This window comes from Nocardia sp. NPDC049935 (assembly GCF_055586645.1).
Genome location: NZ_JBVJHV010000001.1, coordinates 1,712,866 through 1,733,365, shown reverse-complemented (window position 1 = coordinate 1,733,365; position 20,500 = coordinate 1,712,866). Strand labels below are relative to the sequence as shown.

The window sequence follows — 20,500 nt, the reverse complement described above, 5'->3', positions numbered from 1 at the left end:
TCAGTCGTTCACGTGCGCGCGGGCCGCGTCGGCGGTGAGCGATTCGGCCGCGGCCACCGCCTCGGCGGGCCGGACCGGCTTCCCGGCTTCGGCCGCGGCGAGTTCCAGGACATAGGCCATCTCGCCGTGGACCGAGACGTCCAGGCCCTCGAGCTCGCTTTCGGCCGGGACCCGCAGGCCCAGCGTCATATCGATGACCTTCGCGATGACGACGGTGACCACGAAGGTGAACGCGAGGACGGCGAGCACCGCCACGACCTGACGCCAGAGCACATCGACTCCGCCGCCGTAGAAGAGCCCGGCGACGCCGTTGGGCGCCGCGGGGTCGGCGAGCAGGCCGATGAGAACGGTGCCGAGGATACCGCCGACGAGGTGGATGCCGACCACGTCGAGGGAATCGTCCACGCCGAACCGGAATTTCAGCGATACCGCCAGGCAGCACACCGCGCCGGCCGCCGCGCCGATGATCAGCGCGCCGATCGGGGAGACGGCGCCGCAGGCGGGGGTGATTCCGACGAGCGCGGCGATGAGTCCGGAGCCGGCGCCCAGCGAGGTGGCGTGCCCGGCGCGCAGTTTCTCCACGATCAGCCAGCCGCAGATACCCGCCGACGCGGCGGCGACGGTGTTCAGGACGACCACCGAGGCGCTGTTACCCGCCGCGAGAGCGGAGCCGCCGTTGAACCCGAACCAGCCGAACAGCAGCATGCCGGATCCGAGCATCGTCAGCGGAAGGTTGTGCGGCCGCGGCGGATTCGGGAACAGGCCGCGTTTACCGAGGATCAGCACCAGCGCCAGTGCCGCGACGCCCGCGTTGATGTGGACGGCGGTACCACCGGCGAAGTCGATCGCGCCCAGCGTATTGGCGATCCAGCCGCCGACCACCGATCCGTCCTCGGAGTCGAACGCGAAGACCCAGTGCGCCACCGGGAAGTACACGAGCGTCGCCCAGATTCCGGCGAACAGCATCCAGGCGCCGAATTTCATCCGGTCGGCCACCGCGCCGGAGATGAGGGCCACGGTGATCACGGCGAACAGCAACTGGAAGCCCGAGACCAGAGCCGGCGGCAGGCCGGGTTCGGCGGGCGCGGTGAGCATATCGGAGGAGCCGAAGTATTCGAACGGGTCGCCGAGCAGGCCGATGCCGCCGAGTGAGTTGCCCAGGACGGCCGAGTATCCGAAGAGGATCCACAGCACTCCGACCACGGCGAACGCGCCGAAGGTCATCATGGCCATATTGAGTGTGTTCTTGATGCCGACCATGCCGCCGTAGAACATGGCGAGGCCGGGCACCATCAGGCTGACGGCGGCGAATGCCGCGAGTATCCACGCGGTATCGGCCGCGGCGATGGCTTCTGTCATGTTTCCCTCATCTTCGTTGCGTCCGGTGCCGATCGTCTCGCGATAGTGGACCGGTTCGTCTATCAGTAGACGTCCCGTTACGTTGCGGAAATCGATCCGCGGGTGACTTTCGTGTTAACTCCCGCCCCGTTGCGCACCAGTTTTCACGTGACGCGGTACTGACCCGGACGTAACCCGGCTGTCATCTGGCGAGAGTTTCATGAGAAAGGACAGAAGATAGTCACAGGAAACTCAAGCGAGGATGCCGGTGAGGGAAACCCATAACTACGTGATCGTCGGCGGCGGGCTCGAGGGGCTGGCCATCGCGTGGTCGCTGGCCGACCGGGGGGAAACCGACGTCGTGGTGCTGGAACGGGACACCCTGTGCTCGGGGATGACCGGTAAGTCCAGCGGTGTGGTGCGCTGCCACTACGGCGTGCCCTCACTGGCGGCCATGGCCTGGTACGGGGTGGACGTCTTCACCCGGGCCGCCGAGTTGTTCGGCGACGATATGGGTTATCAGCAGTGCGGCTATGTGGTGGGCGTGGGCGCGGACAATATCGCCCCGCTGCGCGCCAATGTCGCCATGATGCAGGGGCTCGGCATCGACGTCCGGTTCATCGACCACGCGGAGATGGCCCAGTTGTGGCCCGGTCTGTACGTCGAGGATTTCGCGGCCTTCGCCTACGAACCGCTCGGCGGTCGCGGTGAGGCCTACCTCGCGGGTATGGCGTTCGGCGCCGCCGCCCGCCGGCTCGGCGTCTGTCTCCGGCAGACCACACCGGTCTGGGAGCTGATCACCGGACCGGACGGCGCGGTGGTGGGGGTCCGGCTCGGTGACGGAACCGAGATCCACGCCGGGACGGTGGTTCTGGCCGCGGGGCCGTGGACGCCCGGTCTCGCGGTGAGCGCCGGGGTGGAGGTGGACGTGCGCGCCCAGCGCGCGCAACTGATCCTGGTGGATCAGGGCGCGCCGCTGCCGCGGGTCCCGGTGCTCTCCGACCTGGCCGGGCTGTCGTATCTGTGCCGGGAACCCAACGGCGAACTGCTGGTGGGCAATTCCGATCATCGGGCCCCGGAGTACATCGACCCCGATCGCTACGTGAACCGCGCGGACGAGGGCACCGTCGACACCGTGATCGGCAAACTCGGTCACCGGCTGCCGGGGATGCCCGATCCGCGGATCACCGGGTCCTACGTCGGCGCCTACGACGTGACCCCCGACTACAACCCGATCATCGGGCCCGCGCCCGTAGACGGGCTGTTCCTGGCCACGGGTTTCTCCGGGCACGGCTACAAGATCTCGCCCGCCGTGGGGCGGCTGGCGGCCGATCTGCTCACCGCCGGAAAAACCGACCTCCCCGGCGTCGACGCCGCCGACTTCCGCTACTCCCGTTTCGCCGAGGGCGCGCCCCTGGTGAGTCCGCACCCGTACGCGGGCGCGGGGGAGATGCGCTGAGCCTCGACCACCTTTCGACCGATCGACCACCTGGAGTTCCCATGGCACTCGACACCGCACCCGCGCCGGTCTCCGGCGCCCCCGCCGCCGCGCCCGCGACACTCGGCGCGCTGGCCCGGGCCGGGGGTATCGATTACATCCTCGCGCTGTTCACGACGCTGTCGGGAAAACCGTGCGCCAAATTGGTGCCGGTCGAAGCGGTGGACCAGCTCGAGGCCGACGGCGCGGGATTCGCCGGGTACGCCGCCGGCACGATGGGTCAGCGGCCCGCCGACCCCGATCTGGTCGCGGTCCCGGATCCGGCCTCGTTCACCCCGATCCCGTTCGTCCGCCCGGGATTGGCGCTGGTGCACTGCGATCCGCATGTCGAGGGCAAGCCCTGGCCGTTCGCGCCGCGGGTCGTCCTGGCCGAGGCGCTGCGGCGTGCCGCGGCGCGCGGGCTGACCGTGAAGGTCGGCGCGGAGATCGAATACTTCCTGGTGAATCGGGACGCCGACGGCACCCTGCACACCGCGGACCGCTCCGACACCAGCCGGCAGCCGTGTTACGACGCTCGCGACGTGACCCGGATGTACGACCACCTCACCGAGATCTCGGCCGCTATGAACACCCTGGGCTGGGGCAACTACGCCAGCGATCACGAGGACGCCAACGGCCAGTTCGAACAGAACTTCGCTTACGCCGAGGCCATGACGACCGCCGACCGGGTGATCACCGCGCGATATCTGCTCTCGGTGATCGCCGAGAAACGCGGTATGCGGGCCACCTTCATGCCCAAACCTTTCGCCGACCGCACCGGCTCCGGGATGCATCTGCACCTGTCGCTGTGGGACGCGGAGAAGTCGCTGTTTCCCGACGGTGCCGATACCCGCGGCCTGGGACTGTCGCCGCTCGCCTATTCCTTCATCGGCGGGCTGCTCGAGCACGCCTGCGCCCTGCAGGCGGTGCTGGCCCCGACGGTGAACTCCTACAAACGGCTGGGCGCGGTCTCCACCAGCAGCGGCGCCACCTGGTCGCCCCGGTACGCCACCTACGGCGGAAACGACCGCACCCACTATCTCCGGGTCCCCGACGGGAACCGGGTGGAACTGCGCGGCGGAGACGGTTCGGCCAACCCGTATCTGGCCGTCGCCGCCGGGGTGGCGGCCGGGCTGGACGGGATCGCCCGCGAACTCGACCCCGGCGCCCCCGGTGCCGGGCCCGGCGGCGACATGCTGCCGATGACCCTGTTGCACGCGATGGACGCGCTCGACGCCGATCCGGTGGTGTCCGGGGCTCTCGACGGTGCGGGTGCGGGTGTCGGCGAATACTTCTCCCGGCTCAAACGGGAGGAATTCTTCGCCTGGCACAACACCGTATCCGCCTGGGAAATCGACGAATACCTGACCGCTTTCTGATATTCGCGACAGTACGAGGAGTTATCGATGTGCGGAATAGTCGGCCTGCACCTGCGCGATCCGGCGCTCTATCCCCGGCTGGGCGAACTGCTCACCGGCATGCTCGACCAGATGTGCGAGCGCGGCCCGGATTCGGCCGGTATGGCCATCTACGGTGATCCGGCGTGGTCGCCGCCGGGCGCGGTGACCGTCAGCCTGCTCGACGCGCCGGTATCCGCCGGGGAACTGGCCGCGGAGATCGGTATCGATATCGGCGCGCTGGTCACCGGTATCGACCTGGAACCGACCACCCTGCTCTACGCCGACACCGATACCCGGACCCTGGTCGAGGCGGCCCGCCGGGCGGCGCCGACGGCCCGGGTCATCGGGTCCGGTCACGACCTCGCGGTGCTCAAGGGTGTCGGTGATCCGAGTGCGCTCGCCCGCCGGTTCGGGCTGCCGTCGGCGGCGGGCTGGCAGGGCGTGGCCCACACCCGGATGGCCACCGAATCGGCTGTCACGGCGGCGGGTTCGCATCCGTTCTCGGTCGGGCCCGATCAGTGCCTGGTGCACAACGGGTCGTTCTCGAACCATATGAGCGTCGCGCACGAACTCGAACGGGCCGGGGTCGTATTCGACAGTGCGAACGACACCGAGGTGGGCGCCCGCTTCATCGCCCGGCAACTGGCCGAGGGCGCCGATCTGGACAAGGCGCTGCGCCTGCTCGCCGAACGTTTCGACGGCTTCTACACCCTGCTGGTCGCGACGAGTGAATCCTTCGCGGTGGTGCGCGATCCGATCGCCTGCAAACCCGCGGTGGTCGCCGAAACCGAGCGGTGGGTGGCCATGGCCTCGGAATTCCGGGCGCTGGCCGCGCTGCCCGGCGTGGACCGGGCCCGCCTCTTCGAACCCGAACCGGAGGAGATCTACGTATGGCACCGACAGTGAGCGCCGCGGCGCCCGTCACCCGCGCCGAACCCGAGGCGGCGGTATTCCTGGACCTGGGAATTCACACGGTCCGGGAGGTCAACGCCGTATTGCACGCCGCCGGCGCCCCGCGCCGGGTGACCCTCACGGCGCCGCGGGGCGCGCATGCCGTGGCCTGCGGGCTCGACGACGATATCGAGGTCACCGTGCAGGGCCATGTCGGCTACTACTGCGCGGGAATGAATCAGCGGGCCGATATCACGGTGCACGGCAACGCGGGGGTGGGCCTGGCGGAGAACATGATGTCGGGGACCGTCCGGGTCACCGGCGACGCCTCCCAGTCGGCCGGCGCCACCGCCCACGGCGGGCTCCTGGTGATCGAGGGGAACGCGGCCGCGCGCTGCGGTATCTCGATGAAGGGCGTGGATATCGTGGTCGGCGGCGATATCGGGCATATGAGCGCCTTCATGGGGCAGGCCGGACGCCTGGTCGTCTGCGGCGACGCCGGTGCGGCGCTGGGTGATTCGCTGTACGAGGCGCGGATCTACGTCCGCGGCACGGTCGCCTCGCTCGGCGCGGACTGTGTCGAGAAGCCGATGCGGGCCGAACATCTGGCCGAATTGCGCGAACTGCTCGCGGCAGCCGGATTCGACGCCGACCCGGGCGATTTCACCCGCTACGGCTCGGCGCGCACCCTCTACAACTTCCACGTCGACAACCTCGGCGCCTACTGAGCCGAACCAGGAGACCGCTATGACCACTCCCGCACCGCCGAATCCGGCCCTGCGTGAATCCGCAACCTTCCCGCGTCCGGTGATCGCCGAGATCCAGCGCGCGGCCGAGACGGGTATCTACGATATCCGGGGGTGGGGCGCCAAACGCCCGCTACCGCATTTCGACGATCTGCTGTTCCTGGGCGCCTCCATGTCCCGCTATCCGCTCGAGGGGTACCGGGAGCGGTGCGATACCGATGTCGTACTCGGTGACCGCTACGCCGAGAAGCCGTTGCATCTCGATATCCCGGTCACCATCGCCGGGATGAGTTTCGGGGCGCTGTCGGGTCCGGCGAAGGAGGCGCTCGGGCGGGGCGCGAGCGCGGTGGGCACCTCCACGACCACCGGTGACGGCGGTATGACCGCCGAAGAACGCGGTCAATCGGAAAAGCTCGTCTACCAGTATCTTCCATCGCGGTACGGGATGAATCCCGACGATCTGCGCAAGGCCGACGCCATCGAGATCGTGCTCGGGCAGGGTGCCAAACCCGGCGGCGGCGGGATGTTGCTGGGACAGAAGATCACCGAGCGGGTGGCCCGGATGCGCACCCTGCCGCAGGGGGTGGATCAGCGCTCGGCCTGCCGGCACCCGGACTGGACCGGGCCCGACGATCTCGCGATCAAGATCATCGAGCTGCGTGAGATCACCGGCTGGCGCACACCGGTCTATGTGAAGGTCGGGGCGACCCGGACCTACTACGACGTGAAACTCGCGGTGCAGGCCGGCGCCGATGTCGTGGTGGTCGACGGTATGCAGGGCGGTACCGCCGCGACCCAGGACGTGTTCATCGAACACGTCGGCATCCCGACGCTCGCGGCCCTGCCGCAGGCGGTACGGGCGCTGCAGGAACTCGATATGCACCGGAAGGTGCAGCTCATCGTATCGGGCGGGATCCGCAGCGGCGCCGACGTCGCCAAGGCGATGGCCCTGGGCGCGGACGCGGTGGCGATCGGGACCGCCGCACTCATCGCACTCGGGGACAACAGCCCGCGCTACGCCGAGCAGTACGCCGCCCTCGGCTCGGCCGCCGGCTGCTACGACGATTTCCAGGCGGGCCGCGACCCGGCCGGTATCACCACCCAGGACCCCGAACTCGCCCGCAACCTCGATCCGGTGGCCGCCGGGCAGCGGCTGGCGAACTATCTGCGGGTGCTCACCATGGAGGCGCAGACACTGGCCCGCGCCTGCGGCAAATCGCATCTGCGCAATCTCGAACCGGAGGATCTGGTGGCGCTGACCGTCGAGGCCGCCGCGATGGCGGGGGTGCCGCTGGCCGGTACGACCTGGATTCCGGGGCGGATATGACGGGTTCGACGGTGCGGGCCTTCGATACCCTCTGGCAGGAGATCGCCGATATCGGGCGGTCCCCGGATACCGGGGGGTACCGGCGCTACGCCTGGAACGATGCCGATCTCACCCTGCGCGAATGGTTCACCGGCTGCGCGGCGGCCCGCGGGATGACGGTGGAGGCGGATCGCAACGGCAATCTGTGGGCGTGGTGGCTGCCGCCGGGATGGACCGGTGACCCCGTCGACGCCTTCGTCACCGGCTCGCATCTGGATTCGGTGCCCGACGGCGGCGCGTTCGACGGGCCGCTGGGTATCGTGAGCGCCTTCGCCGCCGTCGACGAGATCCGGGCGCGCGGGATCGTGCCCCGGCGGCCGGTGGCGGTGGTGGCGTTCAGCGACGAGGAGGGCGCCCGGTTCGGGGTGGCCTGTGTGGGGTCGCAACTGAGCACCGGGGCACTGGCCCCGGACCGGGCGCTGGGCCTGCGTGATACCGACGGGCTCGCCCTCGCCGAGGCATTGACCCGGGCCGGGCGTGACCCGCGCAGTCTGGGTCCGGACCCGGCGCTGGCGCGCCGGGTGGGGGTGTTCGTGGAACTGCACGTCGAACAGGGCCGCGCCCTGGACGTTCTGGGCCATCCGGTGGCGGTGGCCTCCTCCATCTGGCCGCACGGGCGGTGGGTCTTCGCGTTCACCGGTGAGGCCAATCACGCGGGAGCGACCCGGTTGCCCGACCGGCGCGATCCGATGCTCACCTATGCCGGCACCGTTCTCACGGCCCGCCGCGCCGCCGAACTCCATGCGGCGGTGGCGACCTTCGGCAAGGTGCGGGTACTGCCCAACGGCGCCAACGCCATCGCCTCGGAGGTTCTGGCCTGGCTCGACGCCCGGGCCGCCGACGAGGACACACTGCGCCGCCTGGTCGCCGATATCGGCGACCAGGCGGGCCGGGACGCCGCGGCGTCCGGGATCGGCCTGCGGATCGAGGCCGAATCCGTCACCCCTGTCGTCGAATTCCCCGCTCCCACCCGCGCCCGCATAGCGCGGGCGCTGGCCCACCTCGGCGAGGTTCCGGTCCTGCCGACCGCCGCCGGGCACGATGCCGGGATCCTCTCGGAGGTGGTGCCGACGGCGATGCTGTTCGTGCGCAATCCCACCGGGGTCTCGCATTCGCCCGCCGAGTTCGCGCGGGATTCGGACTGTCACGCCGGAGTGCGGGCGCTGGCCGAGGTCATGGCCGACTGGGTGGGTCCCGACGGCGCGGCGGCCGCGGCACCGGGGTGAGACGGACGCGCGCCGGCCGGTGTCAGGTGAGGCGGTAGAAGCGCCAGAAGCCGAAATCCTGGATGGGCAGGACGTCGACGGTGGTGAAACCCGCGTCGAGAGCGTACCGGCGTAGCGTGGCGGGCCGCATCACGGTGCCGGTGCCCACACTCGGCGGGCTCGACATCCCGTCGGGCAGGCAGACGAACAGGCTGAAGCCGTACATCAGCCGTTCGAGGTCGCCGCCGTCCGGGGCGAATTCGTCGGCGACCGCCTCGTCCATCACCACCAGGGATCCGCCCGGCGCCAGTGCCCGCCGGACCGCCGCCAGCACCTCCACCGGGCGCGGCATATCGTGCACACATTCGAAGGCGAACGCGATATCGGCGTCGCCCGCGGGCAGCCGCGCGGCGTCGGATACCCGGAACTCGGCCCGCTCGCCGAGACCGGACGCGGCGGCATTGTGCCGCGCCGCCTCGACCGAGGGCGCGTCGATATCGACCCCGAGTACCCGGGCCTCCGGATAGGCGCGAGCCAGCGCGAGCGCCGACCACCCGGCGCCGCAGCCGATATCCAGGATGCGGGCACCGGGGCCGCGCAGGACGGTGTCCACTTCGGGCACGGTCGCCAGGGCCGCGGCGAGGCGGTGCTCGTACCAGGGACGGTTACCGTCGGCCTGGCCGTAGCGGGCATCGTCGCCGAGTTCGTCCCAGCCGACACCGCCGCCGGTGCGATAGGCCTCGAGCAGTTTCGGCAGCGCGGGCCCCGCCGCGCCGAACAGGCGCGCGATCGGCGCCAGGTATTCGAGGCTGTGGGGGTCGGTCAGCACCTCGGCCGTGGCCGGCGAGATGGCGAACACCCGCTCGTCGGCCGGACCGTCGCGGTGCACGGTGAGCAGACCGGTGACGGCCTGCTGTTCCAGCCATTCCCGGGCGTAACGGGGATGGGTCGCGGTGCGTGTGGCGAGTTCCCCCGCGGTCGCGGGCCCGTCGGCGGCCAGGCTGCGATACCAGCCGAGACGGTCGCCGAGATAGATCGCGAGCATATCGACGGCGCCGAGGACGGCGTGGAAGATTCGGTCGGCCACCGCCGGTGCGGTATCGCTGTCGGCGCTCATATCCCGAGACTACCGATCATCACCTGCGGTAATAGCGTATTGCTACACGCGGGTCGCGGGAGGTGCCGGGCCAGTGGGCCGCCGCCCCGTGAGTCCGGGTAAATACCCTAGGGGGTATAGTCGGCCTCAGTGCGCGGATACGCGTGGATCCGGTTGCTGCCGGGCTCGCGGGCGATATCCGCGACCGCTGCCCGTGGAGAAGTCGACGAGCCGTTGTCCGGTCCATCGCACGCCGGGAAACCTCGTACTCGGAGCCGAAGGAGGCGCACCCATGACCCTCGCCCTGTCCGCCGTGCTGCACACCTCGTTCGCGGATGCGGTCGAACGCACCCGCACCGTGCTCGCCGATCAGGGTTTCGGCGTGCTGACCGAAATCGATATGCGCGCCACCCTGCACCGCAAGATCGGTGTGGAGATGGAGGACTATCTCATCCTCGGCGCCTGTAATCCGCCGCTGGCGCATCGAGCGGTCGGTGTGGACCGGCGTATCGGCCTGCTGCTGCCGTGCAACGTGGTGGTCCGCCGGGATCCCGCGGACGCCGCGACGATCCTGGTCGAGGCCATGAACCCCGATGTGATGGTCGAGGTCACCGGCGAACCGGAACTGCGGCCCGTCGCCGCGGAGGCGGCCGCCAAACTCCGGGCGGCGCTGGCCACCCTGACCGCGGATCCGGCCACCGCCTGACGGTCCGGCGTTCCGGCGCGGCCTGGTATACACGGGCCATGCCGGACAACCGCGACCACCGCGCGTTCGACGCCTTCGTGGCCGCCGCCGACGCCCCGGTCTACGTGGTCACGCTCGACGACGGGACCCGGCGGGCCGGATGCCTGGTGGGATTCGCGTCGCAGGTCGGTATCGACCCACCTCGATTCCTGATCTGTATCTCCGAGACCAACCACACTCACCGGGTGGCGGGGGACGCCGGGTACGCCGCCGTGCACCTTCTCGATTCCGGCGCCCGCGCCCTGGCAGAACTGTTCGGCGGCCGGACCGGCGACGAGATCGACAAATTCGCCCGGTGCGCCTGGGATCCCGGCCCGCACGGGGTACCGGTGCTGCGTGACGCCCTCGCCTGGTTCTGCGGGCGTATCCTCGCGCGCCATGATTTCGGCGACCACCTCGGACTCCTGCTGGCGCCGGAGGAGGGCCACGTGCCGGAGTCCGCGCCGCCGGCCTTGCGGATGCGTCATATGGGCTCGCTGGAACCGGGCCACCCGGCCTGATCGGGGGCCCGGGCGTCAGGCCGTCCGGATCCAGTCCCGGTAGTGCGTGGGCGCCAGGTGCGCATCCGGGCCCGCGATCAGGACATCGCCCTCCACCGCGCCGAACATCCCCGCGGTCTCGTCGGTGACCACGATCCGGTCGTCGCGCTGCGCGGCCAGTGTGATCCGGCCCAGATCGTCGAGGGGGAACACATCCGGCCCGGCCACTTCCCGGATCCCCTGCAGCGGAGTCCCGGTGGCGACGCCGACCACCGCGTCGACGACATCGGCGGCGGCCATCGGCTGTAGCCGGGTCGTGGGCAGCCGGACGGTGTTCCCGTCGGTGGTCCAGCCCAGTACCGAGTCCACGAACTCGAAGAACTGCGTCGCGCGGACGATCGAATACGGCGTCGGGCCCTTCGCGACCAGTTCCTCCTGCAGGGTCTTGGCGCGGTAGTAGTCCAGCTGCGGCACCCGGTCCACGCCGACGATGGACAGGACGACCTGGTGCCCGACGCCCGCGCGCTCGCCCGCGGCGAGCAGATTTCCGGCCGAGACGCGGAAGAAGTCCAGCGACGCCTCATCGAACGTCGGTGAGTTCGCCAGGTTGACCACGACGTCGGCCCCGGCCACCGCCGCGTCGATTCCCTCGCCGGTGATCAGGTCCACGCCCGTGGACGGTGCCGCCGGAACGACCTCGTGACCGGCCGCGGTCAGTTTTCCGACGACCTGTGAGCCGATTCGCCCGGTACCGCCGATGACTGTCAGCTTCATGATTCTCAACCTTTCGCGGCCCGGCCGTGGGGTCGGGCCGGGTTCGCAGTGGTCGAAAGGAGCGCCGGCATCGGCGTACAGCTTTCCACCAGCGAACTCGCAGCGGAACGGGGTGCGCGGGAGTTGATGAATTCGAGACCTGCACAGATCCCGCGCCGGGCCGTGTGCCGCCGACGCTCGTCGTTTCACAGTGCGACGGTTGATGCCTCGCTGCCGGATTCGGTGCCGTTCGTACGGGGCCTGTTCGGCTGATCGCGCGGACCGGCCCGGACGGTCAGGCGGAGCTGCCGGTCCGCGGCGATCCGTGCGGATTCGTCAACGCCATGGTCACCCCGATGAGCAGGACCAGCGTCAGGATGCTGAGGCCGCCCAGGAGCGGGCCCAGCACCTGGAACGCCTCGGCGCCCTGCGGATCGGGGGCGCCGCTGACCGGATGCGCGTGCATCGCCGACATCCCGGTGTAGTGCATGGTCGCGATGGCGGCGGCCATCACCAGGGCCGCGCCCACCGTGGACACCACCCCCCAGGACCGCACGCTGAACCAGAGCGTGGCCGTCGCCGCGACCACGGCGATCACCAGGGAGAGCGCCACCCGCACCCCGTCGTAGTCGATATGCGCGTCGGTTTTCATGGCGTACATCCCGGTGTAGTGCATGGCGCCGATCCCCAGCCCGGTGATCACGCCACCGGCCGCCAGGGTCACGACGCCCGCCCGCGGCGAACTGGCCAGATACAGGCCGATACCCACGACCACGACCGCGATCACCGCGCTGAGCACCGTGAACGGGACGTCGAAGCGGATCTGCGCGCCGTCGATCGCAAATCCCAGCATCGCGATGAAATGCATGACCCAGATCCCGGTTCCGCCGATCGCGAAGGCGGCCAGCACCAGCCAGCCGAATCGCCGGCGGCCGAGCCGCGCCTGTTTGGTGCACTGCAGTCCGATCGCGCAGCCCGTTGCCGACAGGAAGAACGCGAGAGCCGGTGTGAGCCAGCCGAACGCGAAGTGTTCGAGGTGCAGCATGTCCATCCAGGTTGTGCCGGGCGATCCGGTTATTCGGTGTTTCGCGGGCCTCGACCGTACGACAACAGGGCCGGTGCCGTGTGCTGATCATTTGCTTGAAAGCCAGTGGTATCAATCACATTCGGCTCGGGCGTCATCGTGAATCCGCAATAGTGCGTTTCCCGGTGGGCGAGTTCCCGTCCGCCCGAACGGGTTCGGACGGCGGGCCGGGTCCGCCGAAAAGTGTGCCGGATGCCCGGTGTTCATGACCACGCGGGACGGCGCGGCGCGCTGTGCCCCGCCGGAACGGCGCTCCCTCCGGAGGTGTCGGTCCCTCTCCGCAGGCGGGTCCCGCCGTCTCGATAACCGGTTCATAACTGAGCCGTCCGCGGCCGCGGGCACCTGTGGCGCGAGCCGATGACCTGGCGCAATAGCGACGTAGACCTCGATGGGCCATCCGGCGTACACCTCCGGAAACCGCGGCGCCGGGTATCCATCCGGCCGCCGTCGGGGGATCCGTGGACCGCGTGCTCCGTATCGCTGCCGCGTCCTCGTATCCGCTACGATCATGCTGCCTCTCGGTCCAGCAACCGGCCGCTGAGTGAGTGGGCGCGGCTCGGCGCCGTTTCCTGTGTGATCGGAGGCCAAGGTGTCGGTGCCAGCCGCGGGGATCCGCGCTGTTCGTGGACGGAGACCCGGACGATATCGGTGTCTTCTCGCCCCGAGCGCGCGCACCTGCCGATATGCCGGTGGTGAGCGTGCGAGGTGATACCTTCGGCGCCGGGCTCGGGCCGGTCGAGGAGGCCGGCGGGTCGCCGCGGGAACCGGTCGTGCTGCTGGTCGAGGACGACGCCGGCGATGCCCTGCTCGTCGAGGAACTGGTCGCCGACGCGGCAGCCGATATGCGGTTGGTGTGGGTGCGCTCGGTCGCCGAGGCCGGTGATCGGCTGCGGGCGGAGGTCCCCGACTGTGTCCTGCTCGACCTCGGTCTGCCCGATGCCCAGGGTCTCGACGCGCTGGCGGGGGTCCGCGCGCACAACGATCAGGTCGCCGTGGTGGTGATGACCGGCCTCGACCAGGAACGCACGGGCCTGGCGGCACTGGCCTCCGGCGCGCAGGACTACCTGGTCAAGGGCCGGGTGGAACCGGAATTGTTCGCCCGCGCGGTGCGCTACGCGATCCAGCGTAAACAAGCGGAACGGACCAGCGCGGCACTGCAGGCCAGCCAGATGCGCGCCGCGGAGAACGCCCGGCTCGAACGCGGGCTGCTGCCGACTCCGCTGCTCGGCGCCGAACGAACCGTGGAGGTGGTGTCGCGGTACCGGCCCGGCCGCGCGCATTCGCTGCTGGGCGGCGATTTCTTCGATGTCGTGCAGGTCGGTGACGGATCGGTGCATGCCGTGATCGGCGATGTCTCCGGGCACGGTCCCGATGCCGCGGCCGCGGGGGTCGCGTTGCGGCTGGCCTGGCGGACCCTGGTTCTCACCGGGGTGACCGGTGAGCGCCGGTTGCGGCTGCTGGAGGAAGTGCTGCTCGCCGAGCGAACCGATCGGCAGACCTTCGCGACCGCCACCAGCCTGGTGTTCGATCCGGCGGCCGGGCGGGTCCGGATCCGGCGCGCCGGGCATCCCGGGATGCTGCACCACTCCGGCGGCGAGCTGAGCTGGCTCGAGGTCCCGGGCGGTGCGGCCCTGGGTTTCATGCCCGGCCGCGCGGAATGGCCGGCCACCGAGATGGATCTCGCCGACGATGCCGGGCTGACCCTTTTCACCGACGGTCTGTTCGAGGGCCGGGTGGGCGACCGGGGGGAGCGGCTCGGCGAAGACGGTCTGCTGAGGGTCGCCCGGACCATTCCCGGGTGTCATCCGGAGGATTTCGTGGACGAGCTGATCGGCCGGGTCGAGGCCCTGGCCGTCGACGCCGGTGGCCTGGACGATGATCTGGCCATCATGAACGTGCGCTGGAACCCGGCGCGGAAAGGGACGCGCCCATGACGGCAACCGACTCTCGGACGGTCGTCGGCAGACTGACCGCGCGCGCCTGGTTCCAGCTGGTCTTCGTGCTGATGATTCTGGTGGTCCTGCTCGGCGCTCTGGCCGGCGCACGGGTCATCGCCGATACGGTCGCCGTGACCGACCGCCTGGTCGAGGAGACGCAGCCCGCCTCCGCCGAGGCCTACCGGTTACAGAGCGCCCTGGTCAATCAGGAGACGGGGCTGCGGGGATACGCGATCGCCGCCGATCCGCAATTCCTGGAGCCCTATACCGAAGGCCGGCGCGATCAGGCCCGCGCCACCGCGCGATTGCGCGAGCTCCTGGCCGACCGGGACGATCTGCTCGCCGATGTGGACGCCATCGAACAACTGTCGCAGCAGTGGCGCACCGACTACGCCGATCCACTGGCCGCGACCGGTACCGTCAGCGGCGCCCAGGAACGCGCGGCCGCCACCGCGGTCCGCGCCAAAACCGTGTTCGACCAGCTCCGTACCGTTTTCACCGCCCAGAACGATCATCTGGTGGCGGCGGTCGAGGCCGACCGCGACGCCCTGGAACGTTCACGGACGATTCGCAACCTGGTGCTGCTGGGCATGGTGCTGGTGTTCCTGCTGACCGGCACCGTGCTGACCGTGCTGCTGCGCCGGCTCGTCGTCCGCCCGCTCGCCGAACTCACCGAATCCTCGCTGCGGGTGGGCAACGGGGAATTCGACCATCACATCGATCCCCGGGGACCCGCCGATGTCGCGCAGGTCGCCGAGGCGGTCGAGGGTATGCGGCGGCGCATCGTCGCCGAACTCGCGTCGTCACAGTCGAGCAGTGCGCAGTTACGACAGCAGAAGGCCGAACTGGATCTGCAGGCCGAGGAGCTGCGGCGTTCCAATGCCGAACTGGAGCAGTTCGCCTATGTGGCCTCCCATGATCTGCAGGAACCCCTGCGGAAGGTGGCCTCGTTCTGTCAGCTGCTGGAGAAGCGCTACGCCGACCGGCTCGACGATCGCGGCAAGCAGTACATCGACTTCGCGGTCGACGGGGCCAAACGAATGCAGGTCCTGATCAACGATCTACTGACCTTCTCCCGGGTCGGCCGGGTCGGTGACACCGCCGAGCCGGTGTGGCTGGACCGGCCGCTGGACAAGGCGCTGAACAATCTGTCGACCTCGATCGAGGACACCGGCGCCGTGGTCGAACGACCCGCCGAACTGCCCGAGATCGTCGGCGACCCCACCCTGCTCACCATGCTGTGGCAGAACCTGGTCAGCAACGCGATCAAATTCCGCACTCCGGATCTCGCGCCGGTGGTCCGCATCGAGATCGACCGGCGCGACGGTGAATCACCGGAGGAGGTCTTCTCGGTGACCGACAACGGTATCGGGATCGCACCGGAGTTCGCGGAGAAGGTCTTCGTCATCTTCCAGCGCCTGCACGCGCGCGACGAGTACAGCGGAACCGGAATCGGGCTGGCGGTCTGCAAGAAGATCGTCGAATACCACGGTGGCCGGATCTGGATCGATACCGGCCACACCGGCGGCACCAGGATCTGTTTCACTCTGCGGTCCGCCGATGCCGAACCGGTGGCCGCGGATACCGCTGCCACCGCCGAACCCGACGGCTCCGACGCCGCGACCCCACCCGCCCACGAAGGAGCGAAAGCATGACGATACCCGGACAGCCGATCGATATCCTGCTCGTCGAGGACGATCCGGGTGACGAGCTGATGACCAGGGAGGCGTTCGAGGACAACAAGATCGGCAATACGCTGCATGTCGCCCACGACGGCCAGGAAGCCCTGGATTTCCTCTACCGGAACGGCGAATACGGCGACGCGCCCCGCCCCGATCTCATCCTGCTCGATCTGAACCTGCCGAGATACGACGGCCGGCAGGTCCTCGAGAAGATCAAGGCCGATCCCGATCTCGCCCATATCCCGGTGGTCGTGCTCACCACCTCGGCCGCGGAGGAGGACATCCTGCGCAGCTACAAACTGCACGCCAACGCCTACGTCACCAAACCGGTCGATCTCGACCAGTTCGTGGCGGCGATCAAGCAGATCGACGATTTCTTCGTGCAGGTGGTGCGGCTGCCCCGCGGCCAGTAGCCGCGGGACGGAATCAGGACGCGGCGCCGGTCTCCGGGGCCAGCGCCGCGTCGAGCGAGCCGTAGACCGCCAGCAGCTTGTCCAGACCGGTGAGCTCGATGGGCCGGCGGACGGCCTCGGAGGCCACCACCCGCAGCCCGCCCTGGGCGGCGGCCTCGGAGATCACCAGGAGCACGCTCAGCCCGGCCGAACCGAGGAACCCGACCTCGGACATATCCACGATCATCGGTTTCCCGCCGCGCTGGATCTCCTCGAGCGCCGACTGCAACTGCGGGGCCGAGGCCATATCCACTTCACCGTGCACGGTGACGATCGCGATGCCGTCCTCGGTGTGCTCCCGCACATCGAGTATGCGGGACGCGCTGTCGCCGCTCACCGTCGGCCTCCCAGCTCGCAATACGCCACTTCTCACCTCTGCAGCATCGAGGCCCCGCCGCGGATCGCGGCAGGGCCGTAAGCGGTATCCGCAGTCAACTTACCCGATCCGGGCCCCGGTAGTCACCGCAGCCGTCCAGGTCAGCAGGGCTACCACCCGCCGCGGTGGTATCGGCGGGCCGGCCGGGTGACCGGGACAGTGATCACCGCCGCTCGATCGCATGCGGGGTCGCCGAATGGGTATGGCTATCGCGAGCACGCACTCGAAGCCGCGGACCGGTACCGCCTACGCCGTCCGCCGGCGAGACCTACTAGGAGGCGATGAGGTGACGAGATCACGCCCGCCCGGACTGGCCGATCCGCCGCGCAGAACGGCCCTGGAGTTCCCGGCCAGACCCGAGGAGCTGGTCCGCGTCCGGCATGCGGTGCAGGCCTGGCTGTCCGGTATCGCGCTCGACGAGCGCCTGGCCTACGACATCCTGCTGGCGGTGGGGGAGGCCTGCGCCAACGCCGTCGAACACGGCCACCGCGGCGACGGCGGCACGATCCGGCTGTCCTACTCGGCCGATCCGTCGGGGCTGCGCGTCACGGTCACCGACAGGGGCAGCTGGAAGACACCCGATCACGGCCCGAATACCGCCCGCGGGCGCGGTATGGCGATCATCCGGGCGCTGATTCCCGATGTAGAGGTCGTGTCCTCGTCGCGCGGTACGACCGTCGATATGCGGATACCGCTGGCGCGCCCGGACGGCCTGCCGATCGATTGACGCCGATTCTCGGCACGGGGGTTTCCACGGGAGGGATCCGGGCATATGCCGAATTCCGGGGGAACGGAACACGCCCGGAGGGTGTCCGCGCGGTTACCGATTATCGGTGAATCCCTCGGGTGGGCCGAAATTCGCCGCAGCGTATGGATTATCGGCGTATTCGCCCGTTATGAATTCTTTGTCCGGTATTGGGCTTCCGGTCGATTCCGCGAAGAAAAATGGAGGACAGCGGATTTCACGCGCAGGAATGCGCCGGGCGATCGGAGCCCAGATGACCGACGAGACCGACTCGCCGAAGTACACGATGCGGATCAGCCGGCTGACCATCGACAAACTCGGTATCCGGCTGTACGACCGGGTTTCCGCGGTGCTGGCCGAATTGATCGCCAATTCCTACGATGCCGACGCGACCCGGGTCGAGGTATCGCTGCCCTGGGGAGTGACGCTCGCGGGGACGGTCCGAGCCGCCGAACACGAACCGTATCGAATAATCGTCCGGGACAACGGCCACGGGATGACCGCCGCCGAGATCAACGACCACTATCTGCGGGTCGGCTCCGACCGGCGGATCCGGACCGGGAGCGATCTGTCCCGGTACCGGAGCCGTCCGGTGATGGGCCGGAAGGGGATAGGCAAACTGGCGGCCTTCGGGATCTGCCGCACCATCGAGGTGATCTCGGTCGGCGGCGCCGATCCGGAGCGGGGCGAGCAGGGGTGGCGGGTCGCGAATATCGTGATGAGCCTCGACGAGATGCTCTCCGATACCGAGCGTGACTATCACCCCCGCCCCGGGCCGCTGGACGGCACCCTGGGCACCGAGCGCGGCACCACGATCATCCTGCGGGATTTCCTGCGCAAGCGGGTGGCCTCCGGGCCCGAGCTGAGCCGTCAGCTCGCCGCCCGCTTCGGGCTCGAACGCCGGGACTGGCAGGTCGAGGTACGCAACAGCGTCGCCGCCGGCGATCAGGTCCAGCGGTTCGTGCTGCGGGATCTGCCGGTCGATGTCATGGAGGAGACCCGGATCGACCTCGGTGACCGCCCGGTGGAACTCGGGGCCCGGTTCCTGCCGGTGACGGGCTGGATCGCCTACGCGAAACAGCCCTACCGCGACGATGCGATGGCCGGGGTGCGGATCTACGCGCGCGGGAAACTGGTGGCACAGACCCGCGATTTCGCGGTCCCCGCGGGTTTCACCGGTGAGTTCAAGTTGCGTTCGTATCTGGTGGGCGCGATTCATGTCGACTGGCTCGACGACGAAGAGGATCTGGTGCGGTCCGACCGTCAGGACATCATCTGGAATTCCGAGCGTGGTGAGGCGCTGGCGTCCTGGGGCCGGAATCTGATCCGCGAACTCGGCCGGCTCGGCGAGAACTCGGTGAAAAAGCGTGTCTGGGAGGAATTCCTGCAGCGGTCGGAAATTCACAGCACCCTGCAGGCGATCGCACCGCAGGACCGTATCTTCCGGAAATCGGTCATGGACGCGGCGCGGATCCTGGTCGACAACAAGGATCGGGCCGCGCTCGAGGACGAGGACCATATCGCCGGGATCGTGCGGCTCGCACTGTCGCTGGGGCCCCAGCGCAGTCTGCTGGAAACCCTCAAAGAAGTCGCGGAGGACACCGGTAACAGGCTCGATATCGTTATCGCCCTGTTCGAAACGGCCCGGGTCGCCGAAGTGTATTCCCTGGGTCAGATCGCCTCGGAGCGGGTGGCGGTGGTGAACAGGCTGCAGTCCCTCATCGACGATCGGTACTCACTGGAGCGGCCGTTCCAGGAATTGATCGAACGCGCACCGTGGTTGCTGGCTCCCGAATGGACGCCGCTGGGTATGAACGAATCGCTGAAAAGGGTTCGCGGCGCGTTCGAACGCTGGTACCACCAGCAGACGGGTACCGCCCTGGTCACCACGGCCATCGGCAGCGAGAAGCGGGAGCCCGATTTCGTGCTGCTGCACGATTCCGGTGAATTGTGGATCGTCGAGATCAAACGGATGGACTACCGGCTCACCGACGAGGAATACAGTCGCGCCGTCAACTACCTGCATATGCTGGAGACGTTCCTGGACGAGAATCCGCGGATCGGCCGGCAGTTCCCACGGCGCCGGCTGACCTTCATCGTCGACCATATCGACCGGCTCCGGCCGGCCTCGCTGTCCTCGCTCGGCAGTGATCACCGCATCGATCGGCGCACCTGGCGTGAACTGCTCGACTCGACATTGCGCGCGCATCGCGATTTCCTCGACCGGGTCGACGCCATGCGCCTGGGTGATCAGCGCGATACCGGCGCCTCCGGCGCGACCGCGGGCTGACCGGAACCCGCCCGGATCCGGTGACCCGCGCCCGGATTCGGGTATACGGTCCGCGATACCCACTGGAGGTGGCTTGATGGCCGATAACGACGGCACCGACTACAACCCGGTGACCCCGGTCAACCCGGCGGACCCGCTCGACCCGTCGAGTCCGCTCAACCCGATGAACCCGATCGACGCCGACGATCTGGTGAACCCCGAGGGCTCGGCGGCCCCGGTGGTGCCGATCACCGAGGAGAATCCCATGCGCGGCAGCTGGTTGTGGCCCACCGTTCTGATCTTCGGCTTCGTGGTCGGTGTGGCGCTGTTGGTGATGATCCTGGTGAGCACCGCCGATTTCGGCTCCGAGCCGATCCCCGCGGGCACTCCCACTCCGGCCCCGTGCCGGCCGTCCTGTCCGGCACCCTGACGCACCGGCATCCAGTGGCCTGAACATTC

19 protein-coding genes are annotated in these 20,500 nt (G+C 69.0%); 14 read left to right on the top strand and 5 right to left on the bottom strand.

The features are described from left to right. Positions 1 to 1,359 (bottom strand): ammonium transporter, encoded by a 1,359-nt coding sequence (locus tag ACZ6SF_RS07920; protein WP_466061211.1) that lies wholly within the window; start codon positions 1,357 to 1,359, stop codon positions 1 to 3. Between the two features lie 247 nt (positions 1,360 to 1,606). On the opposite strand from ACZ6SF_RS07920, the gene ACZ6SF_RS07915 reads away from it, so the two are divergent. The 6 genes from ACZ6SF_RS07915 to ACZ6SF_RS07890 are packed head-to-tail and all read left to right on the top strand — an operon-like array spanning position 1,607 to position 8,444. After that, the gene (locus ACZ6SF_RS07915; RefSeq protein WP_466061210.1) at positions 1,607 to 2,797 is read left to right on the top strand and encodes an NAD(P)/FAD-dependent oxidoreductase; all 1,191 of its coding nucleotides are present in this window, start codon (positions 1,607 to 1,609) and stop codon (positions 2,795 to 2,797) included. 41 nt (positions 2,798 to 2,838) lie between these two features. Next, positions 2,839 to 4,194, top strand: a complete 1,356-nt coding sequence (gene glnT, locus ACZ6SF_RS07910) for a type III glutamate--ammonia ligase (protein WP_466061209.1) — start codon at positions 2,839 to 2,841, stop codon at positions 4,192 to 4,194. A 27-nt stretch (positions 4,195 to 4,221) separates the two neighbouring features. After that, complete coding sequence (locus ACZ6SF_RS07905) at positions 4,222 to 5,121, top strand: class II glutamine amidotransferase (protein ID WP_466061208.1); 900 nt, start codon at positions 4,222 to 4,224, stop codon at positions 5,119 to 5,121. Next, entirely contained in the window at positions 5,106 to 5,834 is a 729-nt protein-coding gene (locus tag ACZ6SF_RS07900; RefSeq protein ID WP_466061207.1) for a protein glxC, read from the top strand. The genes ACZ6SF_RS07905 and ACZ6SF_RS07900 overlap by 16 nt, the downstream gene beginning before the upstream one ends. A gap of 19 nt (positions 5,835 to 5,853) precedes the next feature. Then, a complete protein-coding gene (locus ACZ6SF_RS07895; RefSeq protein ID WP_466061206.1) occupies positions 5,854 to 7,179 on the top strand; it encodes an FMN-binding glutamate synthase family protein in 1,326 nt (441 codons plus the stop codon). A gap of 11 nt (positions 7,180 to 7,190) precedes the next feature. Further along, positions 7,191 to 8,444, top strand: coding sequence for an allantoate amidohydrolase (locus ACZ6SF_RS07890; RefSeq protein ID WP_466061373.1), 1,254 nt, complete (start codon positions 7,191 to 7,193; stop codon positions 8,442 to 8,444). 22 nt (positions 8,445 to 8,466) lie between these two features. Here ACZ6SF_RS07890 and ACZ6SF_RS07885 read toward each other — a convergent pair whose 3' ends face one another. Beyond that, a complete protein-coding gene (locus ACZ6SF_RS07885; RefSeq protein WP_466061205.1) occupies positions 8,467 to 9,540 on the bottom strand; it encodes a class I SAM-dependent methyltransferase in 1,074 nt (357 codons plus the stop codon). A gap of 271 nt (positions 9,541 to 9,811) precedes the next feature. On the opposite strand from ACZ6SF_RS07885, the gene ACZ6SF_RS07880 reads away from it, so the two are divergent. After that, entirely contained in the window at positions 9,812 to 10,225 is a 414-nt protein-coding gene (locus ACZ6SF_RS07880; protein WP_466061204.1) for a DUF302 domain-containing protein, read from the top strand. Positions 10,226 to 10,263: 38 nt separating this feature from the next. Next, positions 10,264 to 10,764, top strand: coding sequence for a flavin reductase family protein (locus tag ACZ6SF_RS07875; protein WP_466061203.1), 501 nt, complete (start codon positions 10,264 to 10,266; stop codon positions 10,762 to 10,764). A 15-nt stretch (positions 10,765 to 10,779) separates the two neighbouring features. Here ACZ6SF_RS07875 and ACZ6SF_RS07870 read toward each other — a convergent pair whose 3' ends face one another. Both ACZ6SF_RS07870 and ACZ6SF_RS07865 read right to left on the bottom strand, forming a co-directional pair. After that, complete coding sequence (locus tag ACZ6SF_RS07870; RefSeq protein ID WP_466061202.1) at positions 10,780 to 11,517, bottom strand: SDR family oxidoreductase; 738 nt, start codon at positions 11,515 to 11,517, stop codon at positions 10,780 to 10,782. 274 nt (positions 11,518 to 11,791) lie between these two features. Beyond that, positions 11,792 to 12,541 (bottom strand): MHYT domain-containing protein, encoded by a 750-nt coding sequence (locus ACZ6SF_RS07865; protein ID WP_466061201.1) that lies wholly within the window; start codon positions 12,539 to 12,541, stop codon positions 11,792 to 11,794. Positions 12,542 to 13,263: 722 nt separating this feature from the next. Between ACZ6SF_RS07865 and ACZ6SF_RS07860 the strand changes: the two genes are divergently transcribed. From ACZ6SF_RS07860 to ACZ6SF_RS07850, 3 genes are read left to right on the top strand one after another with little or no spacing between them, the layout of a single operon-like run. Next, a complete protein-coding gene (locus ACZ6SF_RS07860) occupies positions 13,264 to 14,514 on the top strand; it encodes a PP2C family protein-serine/threonine phosphatase (RefSeq protein ID WP_466061372.1) in 1,251 nt (416 codons plus the stop codon). Further along, positions 14,511 to 16,172 carry a sensor histidine kinase gene (locus tag ACZ6SF_RS07855; protein ID WP_466061200.1) on the top strand — a complete coding sequence of 554 codons (1,662 nt, stop codon included), beginning with the start codon at positions 14,511 to 14,513 and terminating at the stop codon, positions 16,170 to 16,172. The genes ACZ6SF_RS07860 and ACZ6SF_RS07855 overlap by 4 nt, the downstream gene beginning before the upstream one ends. Then, the gene (locus ACZ6SF_RS07850) at positions 16,169 to 16,612 is read left to right on the top strand and encodes a response regulator (RefSeq protein ID WP_466061199.1); all 444 of its coding nucleotides are present in this window, start codon (positions 16,169 to 16,171) and stop codon (positions 16,610 to 16,612) included. The genes ACZ6SF_RS07855 and ACZ6SF_RS07850 overlap by 4 nt, the downstream gene beginning before the upstream one ends. Before the next feature lie 13 nt (positions 16,613 to 16,625). Here the strand turns inward: ACZ6SF_RS07850 and ACZ6SF_RS07845 are convergent, their stop codons facing one another. Next, the gene (locus tag ACZ6SF_RS07845; RefSeq protein WP_466061198.1) at positions 16,626 to 16,988 is read right to left on the bottom strand and encodes an STAS domain-containing protein; all 363 of its coding nucleotides are present in this window, start codon (positions 16,986 to 16,988) and stop codon (positions 16,626 to 16,628) included. 325 nt (positions 16,989 to 17,313) lie between these two features. Here ACZ6SF_RS07845 and ACZ6SF_RS07840 point away from each other — a divergent pair, with 325 nt between their 5' ends. The 3 genes from ACZ6SF_RS07840 to ACZ6SF_RS07830 all read left to right on the top strand — a co-directional run bounded on the left by ACZ6SF_RS07840 (position 17,314) and on the right by ACZ6SF_RS07830 (position 20,471). Further along, positions 17,314 to 17,754: an ATP-binding protein gene (locus ACZ6SF_RS07840; protein WP_466061197.1), complete on the top strand. Its 441-nt coding sequence runs from the start codon at positions 17,314 to 17,316 to the stop codon at positions 17,752 to 17,754. Positions 17,755 to 18,025: 271 nt separating this feature from the next. Next, positions 18,026 to 20,062 (top strand): ATP-binding protein, encoded by a 2,037-nt coding sequence (locus tag ACZ6SF_RS07835; protein WP_466061196.1) that lies wholly within the window; start codon positions 18,026 to 18,028, stop codon positions 20,060 to 20,062. A gap of 76 nt (positions 20,063 to 20,138) precedes the next feature. After that, on the top strand, positions 20,139 to 20,471 hold the full coding sequence (locus tag ACZ6SF_RS07830) for a hypothetical protein (protein WP_466061195.1): 333 nt from the start codon (positions 20,139 to 20,141) through the stop codon (positions 20,469 to 20,471). The last annotated feature ends 29 nt before the right edge of the window (positions 20,472 to 20,500 follow it).

Coding starts and splice junctions, on each gene's coding strand:
- ACZ6SF_RS07895 (WP_466061206.1), top strand. CDS start 5,854: ATGACCACTCCCGCACCGCCGAATCCGGCCCTGCGTGAATCCGCAACC.
- glnT (WP_466061209.1), top strand. CDS start 2,839: ATGGCACTCGACACCGCACCCGCGCCGGTCTCCGGCGCCCCCGCCGCC.
- ACZ6SF_RS07835 (WP_466061196.1), top strand. CDS start 18,026: ATGACCGACGAGACCGACTCGCCGAAGTACACGATGCGGATCAGCCGG.
- ACZ6SF_RS07900 (WP_466061207.1), top strand. CDS start 5,106: ATGGCACCGACAGTGAGCGCCGCGGCGCCCGTCACCCGCGCCGAACCC.
- ACZ6SF_RS07870 (WP_466061202.1), bottom strand. CDS start 11,517: ATGAAGCTGACAGTCATCGGCGGTACCGGGCGAATCGGCTCACAGGTC.
- ACZ6SF_RS07875 (WP_466061203.1), top strand. CDS start 10,264: ATGCCGGACAACCGCGACCACCGCGCGTTCGACGCCTTCGTGGCCGCC.
- ACZ6SF_RS07860 (WP_466061372.1), top strand. CDS start 13,264: ATGCCGGTGGTGAGCGTGCGAGGTGATACCTTCGGCGCCGGGCTCGGG.
- ACZ6SF_RS07850 (WP_466061199.1), top strand. CDS start 16,169: ATGACGATACCCGGACAGCCGATCGATATCCTGCTCGTCGAGGACGAT.
- ACZ6SF_RS07885 (WP_466061205.1), bottom strand. CDS start 9,540: ATGAGCGCCGACAGCGATACCGCACCGGCGGTGGCCGACCGAATCTTC.
- ACZ6SF_RS07905 (WP_466061208.1), top strand. CDS start 4,222: ATGTGCGGAATAGTCGGCCTGCACCTGCGCGATCCGGCGCTCTATCCC.
- ACZ6SF_RS07830 (WP_466061195.1), top strand. CDS start 20,139: ATGGCCGATAACGACGGCACCGACTACAACCCGGTGACCCCGGTCAAC.
- ACZ6SF_RS07920 (WP_466061211.1), bottom strand. CDS start 1,359: ATGACAGAAGCCATCGCCGCGGCCGATACCGCGTGGATACTCGCGGCA.
- ACZ6SF_RS07855 (WP_466061200.1), top strand. CDS start 14,511: ATGACGGCAACCGACTCTCGGACGGTCGTCGGCAGACTGACCGCGCGC.
- ACZ6SF_RS07880 (WP_466061204.1), top strand. CDS start 9,812: ATGACCCTCGCCCTGTCCGCCGTGCTGCACACCTCGTTCGCGGATGCG.
- ACZ6SF_RS07865 (WP_466061201.1), bottom strand. CDS start 12,541: ATGCTGCACCTCGAACACTTCGCGTTCGGCTGGCTCACACCGGCTCTC.